Raw genomic sequence first — 16,715 nt, forward strand, 5'->3', positions numbered from 1 at the left:
TTCGCGAGGCCGGGCTCCGGCGGTGCGGGGGAGTGGGGCAGAGTGGGGGCATGACGACGTACGAGACGATGGCGTACCACCTGGAGACCGAGCGGCTGGTGCTGCGGCCGTGGGCCGAGTCGGACGCCGAGGAGTTCTGCGCCCTGCTCTCCGAGCGTGAGAAGGGCTCGCCCACGGTCGAGAAGAGCCGTCGGGGCATCGTGAACCTGCTGGCGGAGACCGAGACCACGGGGATCGCCCTGCTGCCCGTCCAGCGGCGCGAGGAGGGCGACTTCATCGGCTACTGCGGGCTGATCGTCGGGCGCGCCTCGCTGGACGAGCCCGAGATCGCCTACGAGCTCTTCCGGCACGCGCACGGCCGCGGTTACGCCACCGAGGCGGCCGGCGCGGTGCTCCGGGCCGCGATCGCGACCGGCCGGAAGCGGCTCTGGTCGACCGTCGGCACGTGGAACGCGCCCTCGCTGCGGGTCCTGGAGAAGCTCGGCTTCGAGCGGGACCACCTCTCCGTCGAGGAGAACGGCGAAGTGGTCTGGATGACGCGCTCGTTGCCGTGACCGCCGCCCGGTTCAGGCCGCGGGGTCCAGGAGGTGGGGGCCGTTGTTCCGGACGTTGTTCACGGCCGTGGAGACGGGGCGGGCGTCGAGGCGCCCGCCGCCGGGCCGGGCGAGCAGGGCGCGGAGCGCCGCGGTGTCGTGGTGGTGGGGGTCGAGCCAGGCGTCGTGGTCGTCGGGGGAGAGGGTGAGCGGCATCCGGGGGTGGACGCGGCCGGCCGCGTCGGTCGCCTCGGTGGTGATGATCGTGCAGGTGGTCAGCCAGGCGGCCGGATCGTCGTCGTCCTTGACGTCGGGGTCGCGCCAGTGCTCGTACAGGCCCGCCATGGCCATCGGCTCGCCGTCGGCCGGCTGGATGAAGTAGGGCTGCTTGCGGGGCTTGCCCGTCGTCTCGTCCTCCACCCGCTCCCACTCGTAGAAGCCGTCGGCCGGCAGGAGGCAGCGGCGCTTCGCGAAGGCGCGGCGGTAGGCGGGCTTCTCGTGCACCGTCTCGACCCGCGCGTTGATCATCCGGGCGCCCGACGCGGGGTCCTTCGCCCACGAGGGCACCAGGCCCCACCGGAGCGCCCGCAGCTCGCGGCGGACCCGGTCCTCGCCGTCGCCGTCCCGGCCGGCGCGCTCCAGGACGGCGTACACCCGCTGGGTGGGGGCGACGTTCCAGCTGGGCTCCAGGGTCTCCTCCGGCTGCCAGTCGGTCACCTGGAAGAGCCGGGCCAGCTCCTGGGGGCTTCGGGTGGAGGCGTAACGACCGCACATGCCGCCACTCTGCCACCACCGGCCGCGTCCGCGCCGCCCGACAGGCCGCGCGGGCGGCCGGCGGCGGGGGTCAGCCGGCGGCGGACCGCTCCCGGCCGTCGCCGGCGGCGGGCTCCCACGGCCGGAACCACGGGTCGGGCCACGCCTCGGCCGCGGCGAGCAGGGGGTAGTGGGTCGCGCCGTCGATGGCCTCGCGGATGAGGTCGGCGTGGCCGCCGTGCCGCGCCGTCTCCTCGATCAGGTGCAGCAGCACCCAGCGCACCGACCACTCCCCGATTTCGGCGGGGAACCACGGCAGGCCGCGCGGCACCGGGACGGCCCGGCCGAGGTCCGGGACGCCGGCGATCACCGCGTCGGTGCGCTCCGCGGCCTCGGCGTGCTCGGCCAGGACCCCGGCCAGGCTCTCGTGCGGGGCGAGGCGGAACTCGTCGGCGTCCGACTCGTCCGCCGTGCGCCGCGACCCGCCGTCGCCCCGGAGGATCAGGTCCGTCCAGAACGTCTCGCAGCGCGCCGCGTGCTTGATCAGGCCGCCGATGCTCAGCTCGCCGGCGGAGGCCGTCATGCGGGCCTGCGCGTCGGTCAGGCCGTGGGGCGGTGACCCGCAGCGCGCGTCGCTGGTGGGCGAGGTAGGCGGTCAGCGCCGAGCGTTCGTCGGCGACGGGAGGAGCGAATCCCGGCACGGCTGTTCCCTCTCTGGTGCAATTTCTTGCAGAAAGTTTCACGCGCACTCTACTGTCCAACTCGGCCGTCACGGCAGGGGGGTTGGCCCCATCGCGGGCCGGCCGGGTGCCCGGATGGGCCGGCGGACCCCCGGACGGCAGGGTGAGGGCATGACCACACCTCGTGCCGGCAGGCCCCTTGCCGCCTCCGCCCTCTCCGCCGCCCTCGCCGCCGTCCTCCTCGCCCCGGCCGGACTCGTCGCCGGCGGAGGGGCGGCCCACGCGTCCGCGCCGTCCGCCGGGACGGCGGCCGCGAGCGCCGACGGCGGCGTGCTGCGGTGGGGGGAGTGCGCCGCCTCCGTGAGGGCGGCCGACGGGCAGCGGTGCGCCGTCCTCTCGGTGCCGCTCGACCACGCCGACCCCACCGGACCCCGGATCGACCTGGCCGTCTCCCGGCTGGCCGGCACCCGGCCGGGGGCGCGGCACGGGACCCTCCTGGTGATCCCGGGCGGGCCGGGAAGCTCCGGGGTGCAGCGGCTCGCGCAGAAGGGCGCGGCGCTCGCGGAGGAGACGGGCGGGGCGTACGACCTGGTGGCCTTCGACCCGCGCGGGGTCGGCGGCTCCGCCAAGGCGCGGTGCGGGCTCGCGGCGGAGGACCGGTGGATGGTGACCCTGCGGTCCTGGCCCGCCGCCGACGGGTCGACCGGGGCCGCGGCGGAACGCGCCCGGCGCGTCGCCGACGCCTGCGCCCGCAACGGCGGCGCCGTGCTGCGCGGCCTCACCACCGCCAACCAGGTGCGGGACATGGAGCTCCTGCGGCGGGCGCTCGGCGAGGAGAAGGTGTCCGCGTGGGCCACCTCGTACGGCACCTACGTCGCCGCCCGGTACGCGCAGGAGCACCCGCACCGGACCGACCGCTGGGTCCTGGACAGCAGCGCCGACCCGGACCCGCGCCGGGTCGCGTACGGCTGGCTCGCCGACATGGCGCGGGGCGCCGAGGACCGCTTCCCGGACTTCGCCGCCTGGGCCTCCGACCCGGACCGCGCGGCGGAAGGGCTGCGGCTGGCCGCCACTCCCGCGGACGTACGGGCCCTCGTGCTGGACCTGGCGGCACGGCTCGACCGGGCGCCCCGCGCCACCGCCGTGCCCGGCGCGCCGCTCGACGGCGCCTCCTTCCGCCAGGCGCTCCAGCTCGCGCTCTACTCGGACGCCGCCTTCCCCGCCTTCGCGCGGCTCGTCGGCCAGGCACTCGACCCCGAGGCCGTGCCGGTGCTGCCGCCGGAGCTGTCCGGGGCGATGCCCGACGAGGCCGCGGCCGTCACCGTGGGCGTGATCTGCAACGACGTCGACTGGCCCCGTTCCCTGCCGGCGTACGCCCGGGCGGTCGCCGCCGACCGGGCCCGGCACCCGCTCACCGGCGGCATGCCCGCCAACGTCACGCCCTGCGCCTTCTGGAAGGGCGGGGCGGTCGAGAAGCCGGTCCGGCTCACCGACGACGGCCCGTCGAACATCCTGATGATCCAGAACCTGAGGGACCCGGCGACCCCGCACGCCTCCGGGCTGAGGATGCGCGCGGCGCTCGGCGACCGCGCCCGGCTGGTCTCGGTCGACCGGGGCGGCCACGGCGTCTACCTGACCGCCGCGGGCGGGGCCGGTAACGCCTGCGGGGACCGCACCGTCACCCGGTTCCTGCTGACGGGGGAGCGGCCGGAGTCCGACGTGCGCTGCTGACGGACCGGGGCCTCACGTGCGGTGCCGTCTCCCGTCCTGGTGGGGCCCGCGGGGGGACGGGAGGCCGAAGAGGACGTCGGTCCGCGTGATGTCGAGCAGATGGGCGACCTGCTCGCTCGCCGCGGTGATGGAGAGGGGCACGTGCCGGTGCAGGGCGTGCAGACGCGCGCGCAGCAGGGCGTTGAGCCCCGTGGAGTCGCAGAAGCTCACGCCGGACAGGTCGAGGAGGAGCGGCGGCCGGGCGCCGGCGTCTCCGTCGGGCAGGGCGCGGGTGAGCGCCGCATCCAGCTGCCCGGCCGTGTCCATGTCGATCTCGCCGCCGAGGCGGAGGACGGTCCCGGAGGCGGTCGCTTCGACCTCCACCCGGATGCGCGGGCCGCCCGCCGCGGTCGGGAACGGCGCGGGCGACGGGTCCGCGCGTGGTGGGCTCATGGTTCCTCCCGGGGAGGGGCCTCCACCCGAGTGTCCGCCTCGCGACGGTTATGCGTCAATATTTACGCGAAAGATGCTTCGGGTATCGGTCGGGGCGGAACTCCTCGGCACTTCCCGGGGAGCGCGGGGGGCGGCGCCCCCGGCGGATCACGGGAAGAGCGGCAGGTGGGCGTGGACAGCCTTGCCCTCCCCGGGGCCCGCCGGGCCGCAGGTCGTCACGGCGTCCGCCAGCCGGGCCACGATGCCCAGGCCGTGACCGCCGTCCCCCGCCATGGACGGCCGCCGGAGGTGCGGCGGGAGGGGGCTGCGATCCGTCACGGCGATGTCGAGGCCGTCCGCCCCCGCCGCCAGTTCCACCGCGCGGACCCCGCCGCCGTGCCGGACGGCGTTCGTCACGAGTTCGGTCACCACCAGCGCCGCGTCGTCCTCCGCGGTCCGCCCCACCCGTCCGCCCCCGCGCGCCGTCTCGCGCACCAGGCGGCGCACCTCCCGCCTGGCCCGCCGCGCCGCGCACGGGCCCTCGATCTCGACGTGACGTCGTGCGGGGGCCGCCATCGGTCCGTCCTCCTCCAGCCCGGACAGCTCGTGGTCCCGGCGTCTACCCGCCGGCCGGGAAACGATTCACCGGCCGGTGGCTTCGGCCGGGAAACGATCCCCCGGGTGGTGGCCCCGGCCGAATGAGCCCAGGCTGGGTGGGGTGCGCGGCGGCCGGCGCCGTGCCCGCCCGCGCGGGGGAGCACGCCCACCGCGCTCGGCCGCGTCACCCGACAGAGCGACGAAAGGCAGACGTACCGATGACCGAGAGCCGCCCTCCCGCCACCACGACCGACTCGGGCGCCCCGGTGGAGAGCGACGAACACTCGCTCACCGTGGGCCCCGGCGGGCCGATCCTGCTCCAGGACGCCTACCTGATCGAGCAGATGGCGCAGTTCAACCGTGAACGGATCCCCGAACGGCAGCCGCACGCCAAGGGCAGCGGCGCGTTCGGACACTTCGAGGTCACCCACGACGTCAGCCGCTTCACCAGGGCGGCGCTGTTCCAGCCGGGCGCGCGCACGGAACTCGTCGCCCGGTTCTCCACCGTGGCCGGTGAGCGGGGCAGCCCGGACACCTGGCGCGACCCGCGCGGCTTCGCGCTGAAGTTCTACACGTCCGAGGGCAACTACGACATGGTCGGCAACAACACGCCGGTCTTCTTCGTCAAGGACCCGATGAAGTTCCAGCACTTCATCCGCTCCCAGAAGCGCCGCGCGGACAACAACCTGCGCGACCACGACATGCAGTGGGACTTCTGGACCCTCTCCCCGGAGTCCGCGCACCAGGTCACCTGGCTGATGGGCGACCGGGGCATCCCGCGCAGCTGGCGCCACATGAACGGCTACACCTCCCACACCTACATGTGGATCAACGCCTCCGGCGAGCGGTTCTGGGTGAAGTACCACTTCAAGACCGACCAGGGCATCGAGTTCTTCACCCAGCACGAGGGCGACCAGATGGCGGCCGCCGACACGGACTACCACACGCGGGACCTCTTCGAGCACATCCGCGACGGCGACTTCCCCTCCTGGACCCTGCACGTCCAGGTCATGCCGTACGAGGAAGCGGCGACGTACCGCTTCAACCCCTTCGACCTCACCAAGGTGTGGCCGCACGGCGACTACCCGCTCATCCCGGTCGGCCGGATGACGCTCGACCGCAACCCCACCGACAACCACGCCGAGATCGAGCAGGCCGCCTTCCAGCCGAACAACCTCGTCCCCGGCATCGGGCCGAGCCCCGACCGGATGCTGCTGGCCCGCCTCTTCTCGTACGCCGACGCCCACCGCCACCGCATCGGCGGCAACTACCAGCAGCTGCCCGTGAACGCGCCCGTCGTCGACGTCCACACGTACTCCAAGGACGGCGCGATGGCCTACCGCAAGACCACCGACCCGGTCTACGCGCCGAACTCCAAGGGCGGCCCCGCCGCCGACACCGAGCGGTACGGCTCGCCGCCGAGCTGGACGGCGGACGGCGAGATCACCCGGTCGGCCTACGTCGACCACCCCGAGGACGACGACTGGGGCCAGCCCGGCACTCTCGTCCGGGACGTCATGGACGACGCCGCCCGCGACCGGCTGGTCGACAACGTGGTGGGCCACCTCCTCAACGGCGTCACCGAACCCGTCCTGGAGCGCGCCTTCACCTACTGGAAGAACATCGACAAGACCGTCGGCGAGCGCATCGAGCAGGGCGTGCGGGCCAAGGCCGACGAGAAGGACCCCAAGGCCGCCGAACAGGGCAACCCCGCCCGCAGCTCCATGCAGCACAAGGCCTGAGCGGGCTTCGACGCGGCCTCGTCGGTCTCACGCGCCGGGCGCCGCCCGGCGCGTGAGCGGGCCTCCGCACGCCCCTTCGCGCCACCGCGCGCCGTTGGGAGGCGAGGGGCGCGTGGGCAGGATCGCCGAAGATCCGACAGAGAGGCCGACCGTGGCAAGTGACTTCCAGCGCGCCAAGCTCGTCAGCATGTTCCGCGCCTTCGACGCCGACGACAACGGCTATCTCGACCGGCGCGACTTCGAGGCCCTCGCGGAGAGGTGGCGCGGCCTGCCCCGCGTGCGGCCGGGATCCGAGCTGGCCGCGCGCGTGGACTCGCTCATGCTGGGCTGGTGGGACCTGCTCGCGACCCACGTGGACGCCGACGGCGACGGCAGGGTCGACCTGGACGAGCTCCTCGCCATGGTCGACCTGCTGCCCACCCTGCGCGAGGTCGTCGCCGCGACCGCCGAGACCGTCTTCGACGCCGTCGACGAGAACGGCGACGGTCGCATCTCGCCCTCCGAGCACCGCCGCCTGGTGGACACCTGGCACGGCGAGAGCGTCGACGTCTCCGACGTCTTCGGCCGCCTCGACCGGGACGGGGACGGACACCTCGACCGCGCCGAGTTCACCGAGCTGTGGATCCAGTTCTGGACCAGCGACGACCCGGCCGAACCGGGGAACGAGCTGTGCGGCCCGGTGCCCGCCGCCACCTGATCCGCCCGGCCGGGAAGCCGGGTCAGCCGGTGCGCTCGACCACGAAGACGGGGATCTCCCGCTCGGTCCTCAGCTGGTAGTCGGCGTAGTCGGCGAAGGCCGCCACGGCGCGGTCCCACCACACCCGGCGCTCCTCGCCGAGGACCAGGCGGGCCTTCATGTCCCAGAGCCGGGGGCCGTCGCGCAGCTCGACGAGGGGCGAGGCGACGAGGTTGTGGTACCAGACGGGGTGCTTCACCGCGCCGCCGTTCGAGGCGACGAGCGCGTAGGCGCCGTCGTGCTCCACCCGCATGAGGGGCGTCTTGCGGAGCCGCCCGCTGCGGGCGCCGACACTGGTGACCAGCACGACCGGCATGCCCCGCATGGTGGTGCCCTCGGTGCCGCCGGACGACTCGTACAGCTCGACCTGGGCGCGGACCAGCTCGTTCGTGCTGGGCTCGTAGGTGCCGGTGAGGGGCATGGTGCTCGCCTTTCGCAGGGGGGTCCGGCCGACCGGGTCGGCGTCCCGCCGACGCTACCGGAAGTCGGTGCGCCCTCCGGAACCGGTCGGTCCGTTCCGGGAGTGCCGCCGGCCCGTCCGGCCCGGTGCCCCGCGGGGGTGTCGGCCGCGCACCCCCCCGGCGGCACAATCGGGCCCATGACGATCACCGCGGGCGGGCCGCCCCCGCACGACTCGCCTCCCGAGCTCGTCCTGGGGTTCCTGACGGGCGGGGTGATCGGGGTGTCGCTCACCTCCTTCATCGGCGGGTGCGTCGTCGGGCGGCCGCTGCTCCTCGTCGTGGGGGTGGCCCTGCCCGCGGCCCACGGGCTCGCCCTCCTCCTCTCCGCCCTGCCGCGCCGCCGCCGCGAGGCGAGGACCGTCCCGCGCACGGCCCTGGCCAGGATCGAGGCCAGGGAGATGACCCGGGGCAAGCCCACCGACGTGCCGGTGCGGTTCGAGCTGTCCGTCGTGCCCGACGGCGCCCCCGCCTTCCGGCTGGCGCTCCGGCAGGACGTCCACGTCACCGAACTCGCCGACCTCCGGCCCGGTGCCGTCGTGGTGGTCACGTATCCGCCGGACCGGCCGTGGAAGGCGCGGATCGTGCGGCGGCCCACGCCGGAGTGGGAGGCGCGGGCGGCGGCCGCGCACCCGGACGCGGCGCCCGGCCCCGTCCTGCGGAGCGACGCCGAGCCGGGCCGGGCCGGCGGCTTCCTCACCCTCCTCGGCCTGCTGCTCGGCGTGGCGGGCGCGCTGCTGCTGCTCCGCGCCGACCTCTTCGGCCCCCGGGGAAGCGGCTCCCTGCCGGGCCTTCCCGGCTGGGACGGATTCCTGAGGCTGTGGTGCGCGGCGTGGGGCGCGGCGGCGCTGGCCGGGTTCGGCCTGTCGCTGGCGGGGCTGACGAAGGCGCAGCGGACGGTCCGGCTCACCGGTCGGGTCGTGCGGGTGCGGCAGCCGCGCCACGGCGGAACCCGGCGCGGCGGGATATCCGTGGTGGTCTCCTACCGGGACCCGGTCTCCGGTGAGGAGGTCACCGCGACCAACGACGGCGACGGCGGCGAGACGATCACCGCGGCGTGGGAGGGCCGGGAGATCGGCGTCCGCCACCCGAGGGGCCGGCCGCACGCCCGCCGGTTCTCGAACAGCCCCGAGCCGCCCGGCCGGGGGCTGGGCGCGCCGAGTTGCGCGGTCGTCCTGGCCTACGCCGGGCTGGTGGCCCTCGCCGCGATCGAATGGGGTTGGCCCTGGGCCCTGATCGGCGCGGGCGGACCGGGGGCGCTCCACGCCGCCGTCCACCTGCCGGGGACGGTCCGGGCGAGGAGCACCCGCCTCGCCGCCCTCGCGGCCATGGACGCCGTGCCGGGGCGGGTCGTCGCGGTCCTCGAGGACGTCGGCGTCGACCAGGAGGACGGCCACACCTGGACCAGGACCACCCCGGTCGTGGCGTTCACGACCCGTGCCGGCGAGGCCGTCACGGCCCACTGCACGGAGCACCTCCCGGAGCGGGAGGACGTGTACGGCCGCGAGGTGACGGTTCATCACCTCCCCTCCGATCCGGCCCGGTTCACCCTGGACCCCGCGGCCGAGCGCCGCTCGGAGTGGCTGGACGTGCTGGTCAACGTCCTCGTGATCCTCGTGTGCGGGGCCGCGGCCGCGGTGGGGGCGGCCCTGCTCCGGACCGGGTGACCGGGAGGCCTCGGCAGAGGCCCTGAAACGCCTCTTCCCTTGCCTGCCAAGGGTGTTGGAGGATCCGCACATGAATCCGCATGCGACCGATCCGTCCGCCGACGCGGCGTCCACCTACCTCACGGCGCTGCGCGGGCGGCTGACGGCCGACGGCTGCGCGGTGACCCCGCAGTCCTGGAACGGCCACCCGGTGGTGGCCGCCCACCGCGCCGACCGGAAGGCCCGCTGGTTCGGGACGAAGGTCGAGCTGTTCGTCCTCGCGGCCGCCGTCCCCGAGGTCGACGCGGCCGCCCTGGGGGAGTTCACCGGCTGGGCCATGGGCCACGCCAAGGGCCTGCGCCGGGGCATACCCGGCGCCCGCAACGCGGCCTTCGTGCTGCCCGCCCTGGTCAGCGCGCGCGTCCGCCCCGAGGCGGCCCGCTGGGCGGCCGAGGACGCCCGGCTCCTCGGCACGACCCTGATCAGCCGCCCGCTCACCGTCGAGACCGCCCCGGACGCGGTCCGCACCACGATGTACCGGGGCCAGGTCCCCCTGGGCGGCCTGTTCACCCGTCACGTCCTGGGGAAGGCCGCCCTGTACTTCCCGTGACGGCGATCGCCCGATCGGCCGAGGCGCGGGAGGCGCGAAACCTTCTGCCGGGGGGTTCGACACGGCCGGGTGGCGCAGGATCGCGCGCCCCGGCCGACGCCCCCGGAGCCGCGCGCCGAAGCTGGACGGGTCGGCGCACCAGGCCGCCGGCCCGTCCAGGAGGTCCCGCATGCCCCGATCCGCCCCGCTCCCGCCCCGGCCGCGCCGGGCCGCGGCCACCGCCCTGCTCCTCGTCGCCGCGCTCGCCGGGCCCGTCCTCCCGAACGCCGCCGCGGGCGAGCGGCCCGCCCCGGACGCCGGCGCGCGGGGCGGGGGCGGCGGCACGGAGCGGGAGCTGCGGCGCGCCCTCGCCGAACTCGTCGCCGCCCCCGGCGGACCGCCCGGCGCGATCGCCGTCCTCACCCGCGACGGCGTCCCCCGCGTCTACCGCGCCGGAACCGCCGACACCGACACCGGCCGGCCGCCGCGCCCGGACGACCACATGCGGATCGCCAGCGCCGCCAAGGCGTTCAGCGGAGGAGTGGCCCTGGGGCTGGTGGACCGCGGTGCGCTCGGCCTCGACGACACCCTGGGGCAGCGCCTGCCGCACCTCCCGGAGGCCTGGCACGCCGTGACCCTGCGCCAGCTCCTCCAGCACACCAGCGGGCTCCCCGACTACAGCCGCAGCGAGCGCTTCCAGGCGATCGTCCGGGCCGACCCGCGCCACCGCTTCGTCTCCCGGCGCCTGCTGGAGTTCGCCGCCCCCGACCTCCTCTTCCCGCCCGGCAGCCGCTACGGCTACTCCAACTCGGACAACATCGCCGTCGCCCTGATGGCCGAACAGGCCACCGGACGCCGCTACGAGGACCTGCTGCGGGAACTGGTGTACCGCCCGCTCGACCTCCGCGACACCAGCCTCCCCTCCGGCTTCCGGCTGCCCCGCCCCTTCCTCCACGGCTACGCCACGGCCCCCGGCGAGGCCCCCGAGGACGTCAGCGAGGCGGTCAGCGCCTCCGGCGCGTGGGCGTCGGGCGGCATCGTCTCCACCCCGGCCGACCTCGGCGCCTTCATCGGCGGCTACGCGGGACCCGCGCTGCTGTCGCCGGGGACCCGGCACGCGCAGCGGCGGTTCGTCCCCGGCGCGTCCGAGCCCGCAGGACCCGGCGAGAACGCGGCCGGACTGGGCCTCTTCCGGTACGAGACCCGCTGCGGCACGGTCTTCGGCCACACCGGCAACACCCCCGGCTACACCCAGTTCGCCGCCGCCACCCCCGACGGCCGGCGCACCGTGACCGTCTCCGTCACCAGCCAGCTCACGCTCGATCCCGCGCTGCTGGCCCGCCTGCGCGCGACCGAGGAGCGCTTCGTCTGCGCCCTGCTGGAGGACGGTCACGGCGACGGGCCGGAGTCCGGCGGCGGGTACGGCGACCCCGGGGCCTGACCGGCCCGCCGGCCCGCCCGCCCCGTCCGCGGCGGTCAGGAGCAGGTGAGCACCGTCTTGGCGATGGTGCCGCGGCCCTCCAGCGCCGCGTGGGCGCCCGCCGCGTCGGACAGCGCGAACCGCTGTCCGACGCGGACGCGCAGCCGCCCGTCGCGGACCATGCCGAGCACGGCGCCTCCCCGGCGGAGCAGTTCCGCCCGGTCCTCGATGTGGTGGGTGAGGTTCGGACGGGTGACGTACAGCGATCCGGCGGCGTTGAGGCGCTGGAGGTCGAGCGGCGGCACCGGGCCGCCGGACTGGCCGTAGACCGCCAGGACGCCGCGCGGGCGGAGGACGGCGAGGCTCTCGTCGAAGGTCGGGCCGCCGATGCCGTCGAACACGGCGGCGGCGCCGCGCCCGCCGGTGTGGCGGCGCACCGCCTCCGTCAGCGCGCCCGGCCGGTGGCCGACGACCTCGGCGGCGCCGGCGGCGCGCGCGGCCTCCGCCTTGGCCCCGGTCGAGGCGGTGCCGATCACGGTGCCGCCGCGCAGCCGGACGAGCTGGGTCAGCAGCGTGCCGACGCCGCCCGCGGCGGCGTGCACGACGACGGTGTCGCCGGGCCGCACCGGGTAGGTGTCGTGGCACAGGTAGTGCGCGGTCATGCCCTGGAGCAGGGCGGCCGCGGCCAGTTCGGCGGGGAGGCCGTCCGGCACCGGCACCAGCCGGTCGGCGCTCAGCGTCGCGTACTCCGCGTAGGCCCCCGGCAGGTTCGCCCAGGCGACCACGTCGCCGACGGCGACCTCGCGGACCCCGGGCCCGACCTCGACGACGGTGCCGGCGCCCTCCTGCCCGGGCACGAAGGGCAGGTCCCGCGGGTAGAGGCCGGAGCGGAAGTAGACGTCGACGTAGTTGACGCCGGCGGCGGCGAGCCGCACGAGCGCCTCGCCGGGCCCCGGCACCGGGCGCGGCAGGTCGACGGGTTCGAGCACCTCGGGCCCGCCGGCCCGGCTGACCCGGATGGCTTTCATGACCGGGATCGTACGGGGCCCGGCCGCCGCGCGCCGGGGTTCCCGCGGTTCAGCGGAGGTCATAGCCGGCCTCTTCGGCGAGGTCGCGGACGAGCGGCAGGACCTGCCGGATCCCGGCCTCGTGGCGGCGCCACTTGTCGGGGTCGGGGACGGTCTGGGTCATCACGACGGGGAGGTCGCGGCGGCCCCAGGCGTCGGAGAAGGGCAGCTTCACGGCGTCGGCCACCGCCTCCATCGTGGCCACCGGGTCGGCCTGGACGTCCTCGTAGCGGACGAGGACGGAGTTGCCGGTGGGGGCCAGGGCGCGGGCGGCGTCCAGGACGGCCCGGTTGTGGGCGACCCAGTTGCGCGCGCAGACCTCGGCCAGGGTCAGGTCCACCCAGTCCCGCCAGCCGGGCGGCAGGCTGAGGTTCCACCACTGCTTGCCCCACGGGAAGACGTCCGAGTAGCCCTTGATGCGCAGCGGCTCCGGCACCGGGTAGGAGAAGAACATCCTCGGGTTGAGCCAGGCGTCCATCAGGGAGCCGATGCTGGTGCGCGGGTCGCGGACGACGAACACGTAGGTGGCGTCCGGGTAGAGGGCCTGGAGGAAGGGGATCCGGAAGCAGGACTGGATGCTCTTCTCGACCAGCCGGATGCCGTCGGCGAGTTCGGCCTCGGTGGGGCGGGGGCCGCGCGGCGGGAAGCAGAACGGGGTGATCTCGTCGAGCTCGCCGCCGTCACGCGTGGTGGGCGGGCCTTCCGGCAGCTCGCCGGGGAAGCGCTCCCTGAGGGCCTTCAGCGGGACGTCGTAGTAGTACGGCTGGAGGCCCTGGGCGCGGATGAAGTCGAGGTGGTCGAGCTTGTCGGCGACCGACCACTCCGCGCCGGGCCTGCGGGCGGCGGCGAGCAGGTCCGCGTTCAGCCGGGCCGCCACCTCGGGGGTCGCGTCGGAGGCGTCCAGGGCGTTGGAGTGCCAGCCGCGCCGGCTGGGGTGCAGGCTGCCGCGCTCCCAGATCGGCTTGCCCTCGCGGCCGATGCTCCAGACGTGCTCGCTGCGCTCGATCAGACTGCGGACCAGGCTGGTGCCGGAGCGGGGGTGGCCGACGATGAAGACGGGCTGCTTGAGCATGACGGAACTCGCTTTCGCGGAGGCGGGTGTTCGGGGGTGTCCGGGGGTGTGCGAGGCGGTGCCCGGGAGGGGTCAGGCGGGCCAGCGGGCGGACCTGACGTGCCGGTTGGCGAGTCCGGCCGCGGTGATCAGGGCCTGGACGCCGGCGATCAGGACGAGGGCGCCGGTGACGCCGAGGAACTCCAGGGCCAGGCCGCCGGCCAGGGAACCGAGCGGGGAGCCGGCGCCGATGAGCGTGATGGTCGCGGCGATGGCGCGGCCCCGCCGGTGGTCCGGGGTCTGACGGAAGATCATGATGTCGACGAGGATCTTCAGGGCCGGCAGGCCGAGGGCCGCCAGGGTCAGCAGGGCGAAGACCCAGACCGGTCCGAGCGGGACCGCCAGCAGGGCCACCGAGACGGTGGTCAGGGTGGACGCGGCCAGGAGCAGCGCGCCGGGGCTGAGCCGCCGGTTGAGCCGGGGGACCAGCGCCGAGCCGGCGAGCATGCCGACGGCGGTGCCGGACAGGGCGAGGCCGATGGTGCCGGGGGAGTGGTGCCGGTCCTGGAGGGTCACCATCACCATCAGGATCGCGGCGGTGACGCTGAAGTAGAAGACGCTGATCAGGAGGAGCGCGGACCGCAGCAGCCGGTCGCCGAGGAGGTCGACGAGGCCGGAGAAGACCTCGGTCAGCGGTCCGAGCGCGCTCTTCCGCTCCCCGTCCGCCGGTGCGGCGGCCGGTTCCGCCTTCGGGACGCGGACGAGCAGGGCGCAGAGGAAGGAGACGACGAAGCCGGCGGCGGCGGCGACGAAGGGGAAGGTGCGGGAGACCAGGTAGAGCCAGCCGCCGAGGGGCGGTCCCGCGAGGGCGGCGGCTCCGCTGCGGGCCTCGTCCTGGCTGAGCGCCGCGGTCAGCTGGTGGTCCGGCACGACCGCGCGGACGAGCAGCATCCGGGCCGGCGCGCCGAAGGCGGTGCCGGCGCCGAGGACGACCGCGGCGAGGATCAGCAGGCCGTAGTCGGTCCAGCCGGCCGTCAGGCCGAGGACGATGCACGCGAGAGTGAGGGCGCGGACCGCTTCGGAGACCAGCAGGATCCGGCGCCGGTCCCACCGGTCCACCACCGCGCCGGCCGGGAGCCCGACCAGGAGGGCGGTGCCGATCTGCGCGAAGCCGAAGAGGCCGGCCAGCGCCGGGGATCCGGTCAGGGACATGATCAGGAGGGGGTACGCGACCTCCACCGTTTCGAGGCCGAGGTTGGCGGCGGCCGCGCCGATCCAGAGAATCTGGAAGCGTCGGTTGCGGCGCAGGGGTATGGATGGGGCGGGAGCTTCGCTATCACTCTGACGTAAGCGTTCACTCATGCGTGAACGGTAGCATGTGACTGAATGGTTCGCTACGAGGAAATGGGGTTGGGTTCATGGCTGACGATGCCGGCGCGGTGACGGTCGTCCGCGAGGTCGACGACGTGGAGACGCTGAAGGCCCTCTCCGACCCGCTGAGGTTGGCGATCCTGCGCACGATGATGAGCGACGTCCGCGCGGCGCACCGGGTGAAGGACATCGCGCGCCTGCTGGACCAGCCGCCCACCCGGCTCTACCGGCACATCAAGGTGCTGGAGTCGGCGGGCCTGATCAAGGTGGCGCAGACCCGGATGGTCTCCGGCATCCAGGAGAGCCAGTACCAGGTGGCGCAGTTCGCCCTGCGGCTGAGCCGCGACCTGCTGGCCGCGCCGGGCAACGCGGGAGACCTCGCCGACGCGTTCGCCGCGACGCTCAACGACTTCCGCGACCGGCTCGTGCGGGACATCATCAGCGGGCGCTTCCAGCCGGAGCCCGAGGCCGAGGCGAAGCCGGACCCGCTCGGCCCGATGGTGGTGGCGCTGGACCGCCGGCTGACACCGGAGCGGGCCACCGAGTTCCGCTCCCGCCTGGCCGCGCTGATGGAGGAGTTCAACCGGCCCGACGACGAGGAGAAGGCCGTGGTGCCGGTCGAGTTCCTGATGATGTTCTGGGCGCCGAAGGACCCCGCGGAGGAGTCGGCGGAGGAGTCGGCGGTGCAGTAGGGGGCGGCGAAGCGGGGGCGGAAGGGGGCGGCGAAGCAGGGGCGGAGAAGACGGAAGCGCCGTCCGTGTGGGGTCACACGGACGGCGCTTCGCCCTCGCGGACGCTCGGTGCGCGGGGGGCGCCCCGCCCGGTACGGGCTACGGGCGTCCCCCGCGCGTCACTTGGCGGCGATGAAGAGCCGGCCTCCGGGGAACCGGTGCGGCACGCAGCGGACCCGGTCGAAACCGGCCTGCCGGAAGCGGTCCAGCCAGTCCTCCTCCGGCGGCAGCTCCACGTCCATGAACCCGGCGTGCAGATAGGTGAACAGCGCGCTGAACCTGCGCTCGCGCCCGTCCGGCGCGTACGGCACCGAGTCGGTGATCGCCATGATGCCGCCCGGGCGCAGCGCCTCCCGGCACCGGCGCAGCACCCGGTCGAAGACGTCGCCCTCGCGCACGATGTCGTGGAAGACGAACCCGGCGTGGACGACGTCGGCGCCCTCCACCGGCGAGGGGTCGTCGGCGATGGACTGGATGGGCCGCTCCACCACCTCCAGACGGTCGCCCACGCCCGCCGCCCGCGCCGCGCGGGCCGCCTCCCGGCAGGCGCCGGCGCTCATGTCCAGCGCCACGCCGGTGCTCTCGGGCAGCCGGCCGAGCAGGTCGATGAGGAGCCCCGCCGCGCCCGCGCCGAGGTCGGCGATCCGCCGGGGCCGGGCGGCGAGGATCGCCTCGGTGGCCGCCGGGTAGAAGCCCTGGCTGCCGATCCAGCGCGAACTGACCGCCACCTCGCGGCCGTCGCGCCGGTGGATCGCGGCGGCGCCGGCCGGGTCGCGCAGGAACTCGGCGGGGTGCTCGACGTACGGCTGGTTGGCCCGCAGCGACCAGTAGAGGTAGCCCGAGGCGTGGATCCGGTCGGCGAAGTCGTCCGCGGCCCGGAACTCCTTGACGCCGGCTGGCTCCAGCAGCGCCGCGGCGACCAGGGCGGCCACGAAGCCGGCCATGCCCTCCTCCGGCACGTCCGCCGCGGCCGCCAGCTGCGCCGTGGTCACCGGCTCGCCGCGCTCCAGCAGGGGCACGATGCCCAGCCGGTCGGCCATCTCCAGCAGGGCGGCGACGGCGGCGAGGTCGGCCGCGGTCTCAGGGGTACTGATGGGTGACATCGCGCTCTCCCACTCCAATTCGACGATCATCTCGGGTTCCACGGAGCCGGGCCGGTACGGTTCCCGGCCGGCGGGCGCGGCACCGTCGGTGCCGCG

General features: G+C 75.2%; 17 protein-coding genes. 8 read left to right on the forward strand and 9 right to left on the reverse strand.

Annotation, left to right across the window (positions count from 1 at the left end):
- Positions 1 to 50: 50 nt before the first annotated feature.
- Positions 51 to 554 carry a GNAT family N-acetyltransferase gene (locus tag ACFW6A_RS20500; protein WP_351850408.1) on the forward strand — a complete coding sequence of 168 codons (504 nt, stop codon included), beginning with the start codon at positions 51 to 53 and terminating at the stop codon, positions 552 to 554.
- Positions 555 to 566: 12 nt separating this feature from the next.
- Here ACFW6A_RS20500 and ACFW6A_RS20505 read toward each other — a convergent pair whose 3' ends face one another.
- Both ACFW6A_RS20505 and ACFW6A_RS20510 read right to left on the reverse strand, forming a co-directional pair.
- On the reverse strand, positions 567 to 1,307 hold the full coding sequence (locus ACFW6A_RS20505) for an SOS response-associated peptidase (protein WP_386641777.1): 741 nt from the start codon (positions 1,305 to 1,307) through the stop codon (positions 567 to 569).
- Between the two features lie 70 nt (positions 1,308 to 1,377).
- The gene (locus ACFW6A_RS20510; protein ID WP_386641780.1) at positions 1,378 to 1,869 is read right to left on the reverse strand and encodes a DUF664 domain-containing protein; all 492 of its coding nucleotides are present in this window, start codon (positions 1,867 to 1,869) and stop codon (positions 1,378 to 1,380) included.
- Between the two features lie 268 nt (positions 1,870 to 2,137).
- On the opposite strand from ACFW6A_RS20510, the gene ACFW6A_RS20515 reads away from it, so the two are divergent.
- A complete protein-coding gene (locus ACFW6A_RS20515) occupies positions 2,138 to 3,697 on the forward strand; it encodes an alpha/beta hydrolase (RefSeq protein WP_386641783.1) in 1,560 nt (519 codons plus the stop codon).
- A 12-nt stretch (positions 3,698 to 3,709) separates the two neighbouring features.
- Here the strand turns inward: ACFW6A_RS20515 and ACFW6A_RS20520 are convergent, their stop codons facing one another.
- Both ACFW6A_RS20520 and ACFW6A_RS20525 read right to left on the reverse strand, forming a co-directional pair.
- A complete protein-coding gene (locus ACFW6A_RS20520; protein ID WP_386641786.1) occupies positions 3,710 to 4,129 on the reverse strand; it encodes an STAS domain-containing protein in 420 nt (139 codons plus the stop codon).
- Between the two features lie 147 nt (positions 4,130 to 4,276).
- Positions 4,277 to 4,684 (reverse strand): ATP-binding protein, encoded by a 408-nt coding sequence (locus tag ACFW6A_RS20525; protein WP_351850416.1) that lies wholly within the window; start codon positions 4,682 to 4,684, stop codon positions 4,277 to 4,279.
- A gap of 239 nt (positions 4,685 to 4,923) precedes the next feature.
- Between ACFW6A_RS20525 and ACFW6A_RS20530 the strand changes: the two genes are divergently transcribed.
- Complete coding sequence (locus tag ACFW6A_RS20530) at positions 4,924 to 6,447, forward strand: catalase (protein ID WP_351850418.1); 1,524 nt, start codon at positions 4,924 to 4,926, stop codon at positions 6,445 to 6,447.
- A gap of 151 nt (positions 6,448 to 6,598) precedes the next feature.
- Positions 6,599 to 7,144, forward strand: coding sequence for an EF-hand domain-containing protein (locus ACFW6A_RS20535; protein WP_351850420.1), 546 nt, complete (start codon positions 6,599 to 6,601; stop codon positions 7,142 to 7,144).
- A 22-nt stretch (positions 7,145 to 7,166) separates the two neighbouring features.
- Here the strand turns inward: ACFW6A_RS20535 and ACFW6A_RS20540 are convergent, their stop codons facing one another.
- Positions 7,167 to 7,604 carry a nitroreductase family deazaflavin-dependent oxidoreductase gene (locus ACFW6A_RS20540; RefSeq protein ID WP_351850422.1) on the reverse strand — a complete coding sequence of 146 codons (438 nt, stop codon included), beginning with the start codon at positions 7,602 to 7,604 and terminating at the stop codon, positions 7,167 to 7,169.
- A gap of 177 nt (positions 7,605 to 7,781) precedes the next feature.
- Here ACFW6A_RS20540 and ACFW6A_RS20545 point away from each other — a divergent pair, with 177 nt between their 5' ends.
- From ACFW6A_RS20545 to ACFW6A_RS20555, 3 genes are all read left to right on the forward strand, one after another.
- Positions 7,782 to 9,308 carry a DUF3592 domain-containing protein gene (locus ACFW6A_RS20545; protein ID WP_386641790.1) on the forward strand — a complete coding sequence of 509 codons (1,527 nt, stop codon included), beginning with the start codon at positions 7,782 to 7,784 and terminating at the stop codon, positions 9,306 to 9,308.
- A gap of 70 nt (positions 9,309 to 9,378) precedes the next feature.
- Positions 9,379 to 9,897, forward strand: coding sequence for a hypothetical protein (locus ACFW6A_RS20550; RefSeq protein WP_386481310.1), 519 nt, complete (start codon positions 9,379 to 9,381; stop codon positions 9,895 to 9,897).
- 169 nt (positions 9,898 to 10,066) lie between these two features.
- On the forward strand, positions 10,067 to 11,317 hold the full coding sequence (locus tag ACFW6A_RS20555) for a serine hydrolase domain-containing protein (protein ID WP_351850427.1): 1,251 nt from the start codon (positions 10,067 to 10,069) through the stop codon (positions 11,315 to 11,317).
- 35 nt (positions 11,318 to 11,352) lie between these two features.
- Here the strand turns inward: ACFW6A_RS20555 and ACFW6A_RS20560 are convergent, their stop codons facing one another.
- From ACFW6A_RS20560 to ACFW6A_RS20570, 3 genes are all read right to left on the reverse strand, one after another.
- A complete protein-coding gene (locus ACFW6A_RS20560) occupies positions 11,353 to 12,324 on the reverse strand; it encodes a quinone oxidoreductase family protein (protein ID WP_386641793.1) in 972 nt (323 codons plus the stop codon).
- Positions 12,325 to 12,373: 49 nt separating this feature from the next.
- Positions 12,374 to 13,435 (reverse strand): sulfotransferase, encoded by a 1,062-nt coding sequence (locus ACFW6A_RS20565; RefSeq protein ID WP_351850429.1) that lies wholly within the window; start codon positions 13,433 to 13,435, stop codon positions 12,374 to 12,376.
- A 72-nt stretch (positions 13,436 to 13,507) separates the two neighbouring features.
- Positions 13,508 to 14,776 (reverse strand): MFS transporter, encoded by a 1,269-nt coding sequence (locus ACFW6A_RS20570; protein ID WP_386641796.1) that lies wholly within the window; start codon positions 14,774 to 14,776, stop codon positions 13,508 to 13,510.
- 56 nt (positions 14,777 to 14,832) lie between these two features.
- Between ACFW6A_RS20570 and ACFW6A_RS20575 the strand changes: the two genes are divergently transcribed.
- Complete coding sequence (locus tag ACFW6A_RS20575; protein ID WP_386641799.1) at positions 14,833 to 15,477, forward strand: helix-turn-helix domain-containing protein; 645 nt, start codon at positions 14,833 to 14,835, stop codon at positions 15,475 to 15,477.
- A 158-nt stretch (positions 15,478 to 15,635) separates the two neighbouring features.
- On the opposite strand, the gene ACFW6A_RS20580 is transcribed toward ACFW6A_RS20575, so the two are convergent.
- A complete protein-coding gene (locus tag ACFW6A_RS20580) occupies positions 15,636 to 16,619 on the reverse strand; it encodes a class I SAM-dependent methyltransferase (protein WP_386482285.1) in 984 nt (327 codons plus the stop codon).
- Positions 16,620 to 16,715 lie beyond the last annotated feature (96 nt).

Source organism: Streptomyces sp. NPDC058758 (assembly GCF_042746075.1).
Lineage (GTDB): Bacteria > Actinomycetota > Actinomycetes > Streptomycetales > Streptomycetaceae > Streptomyces.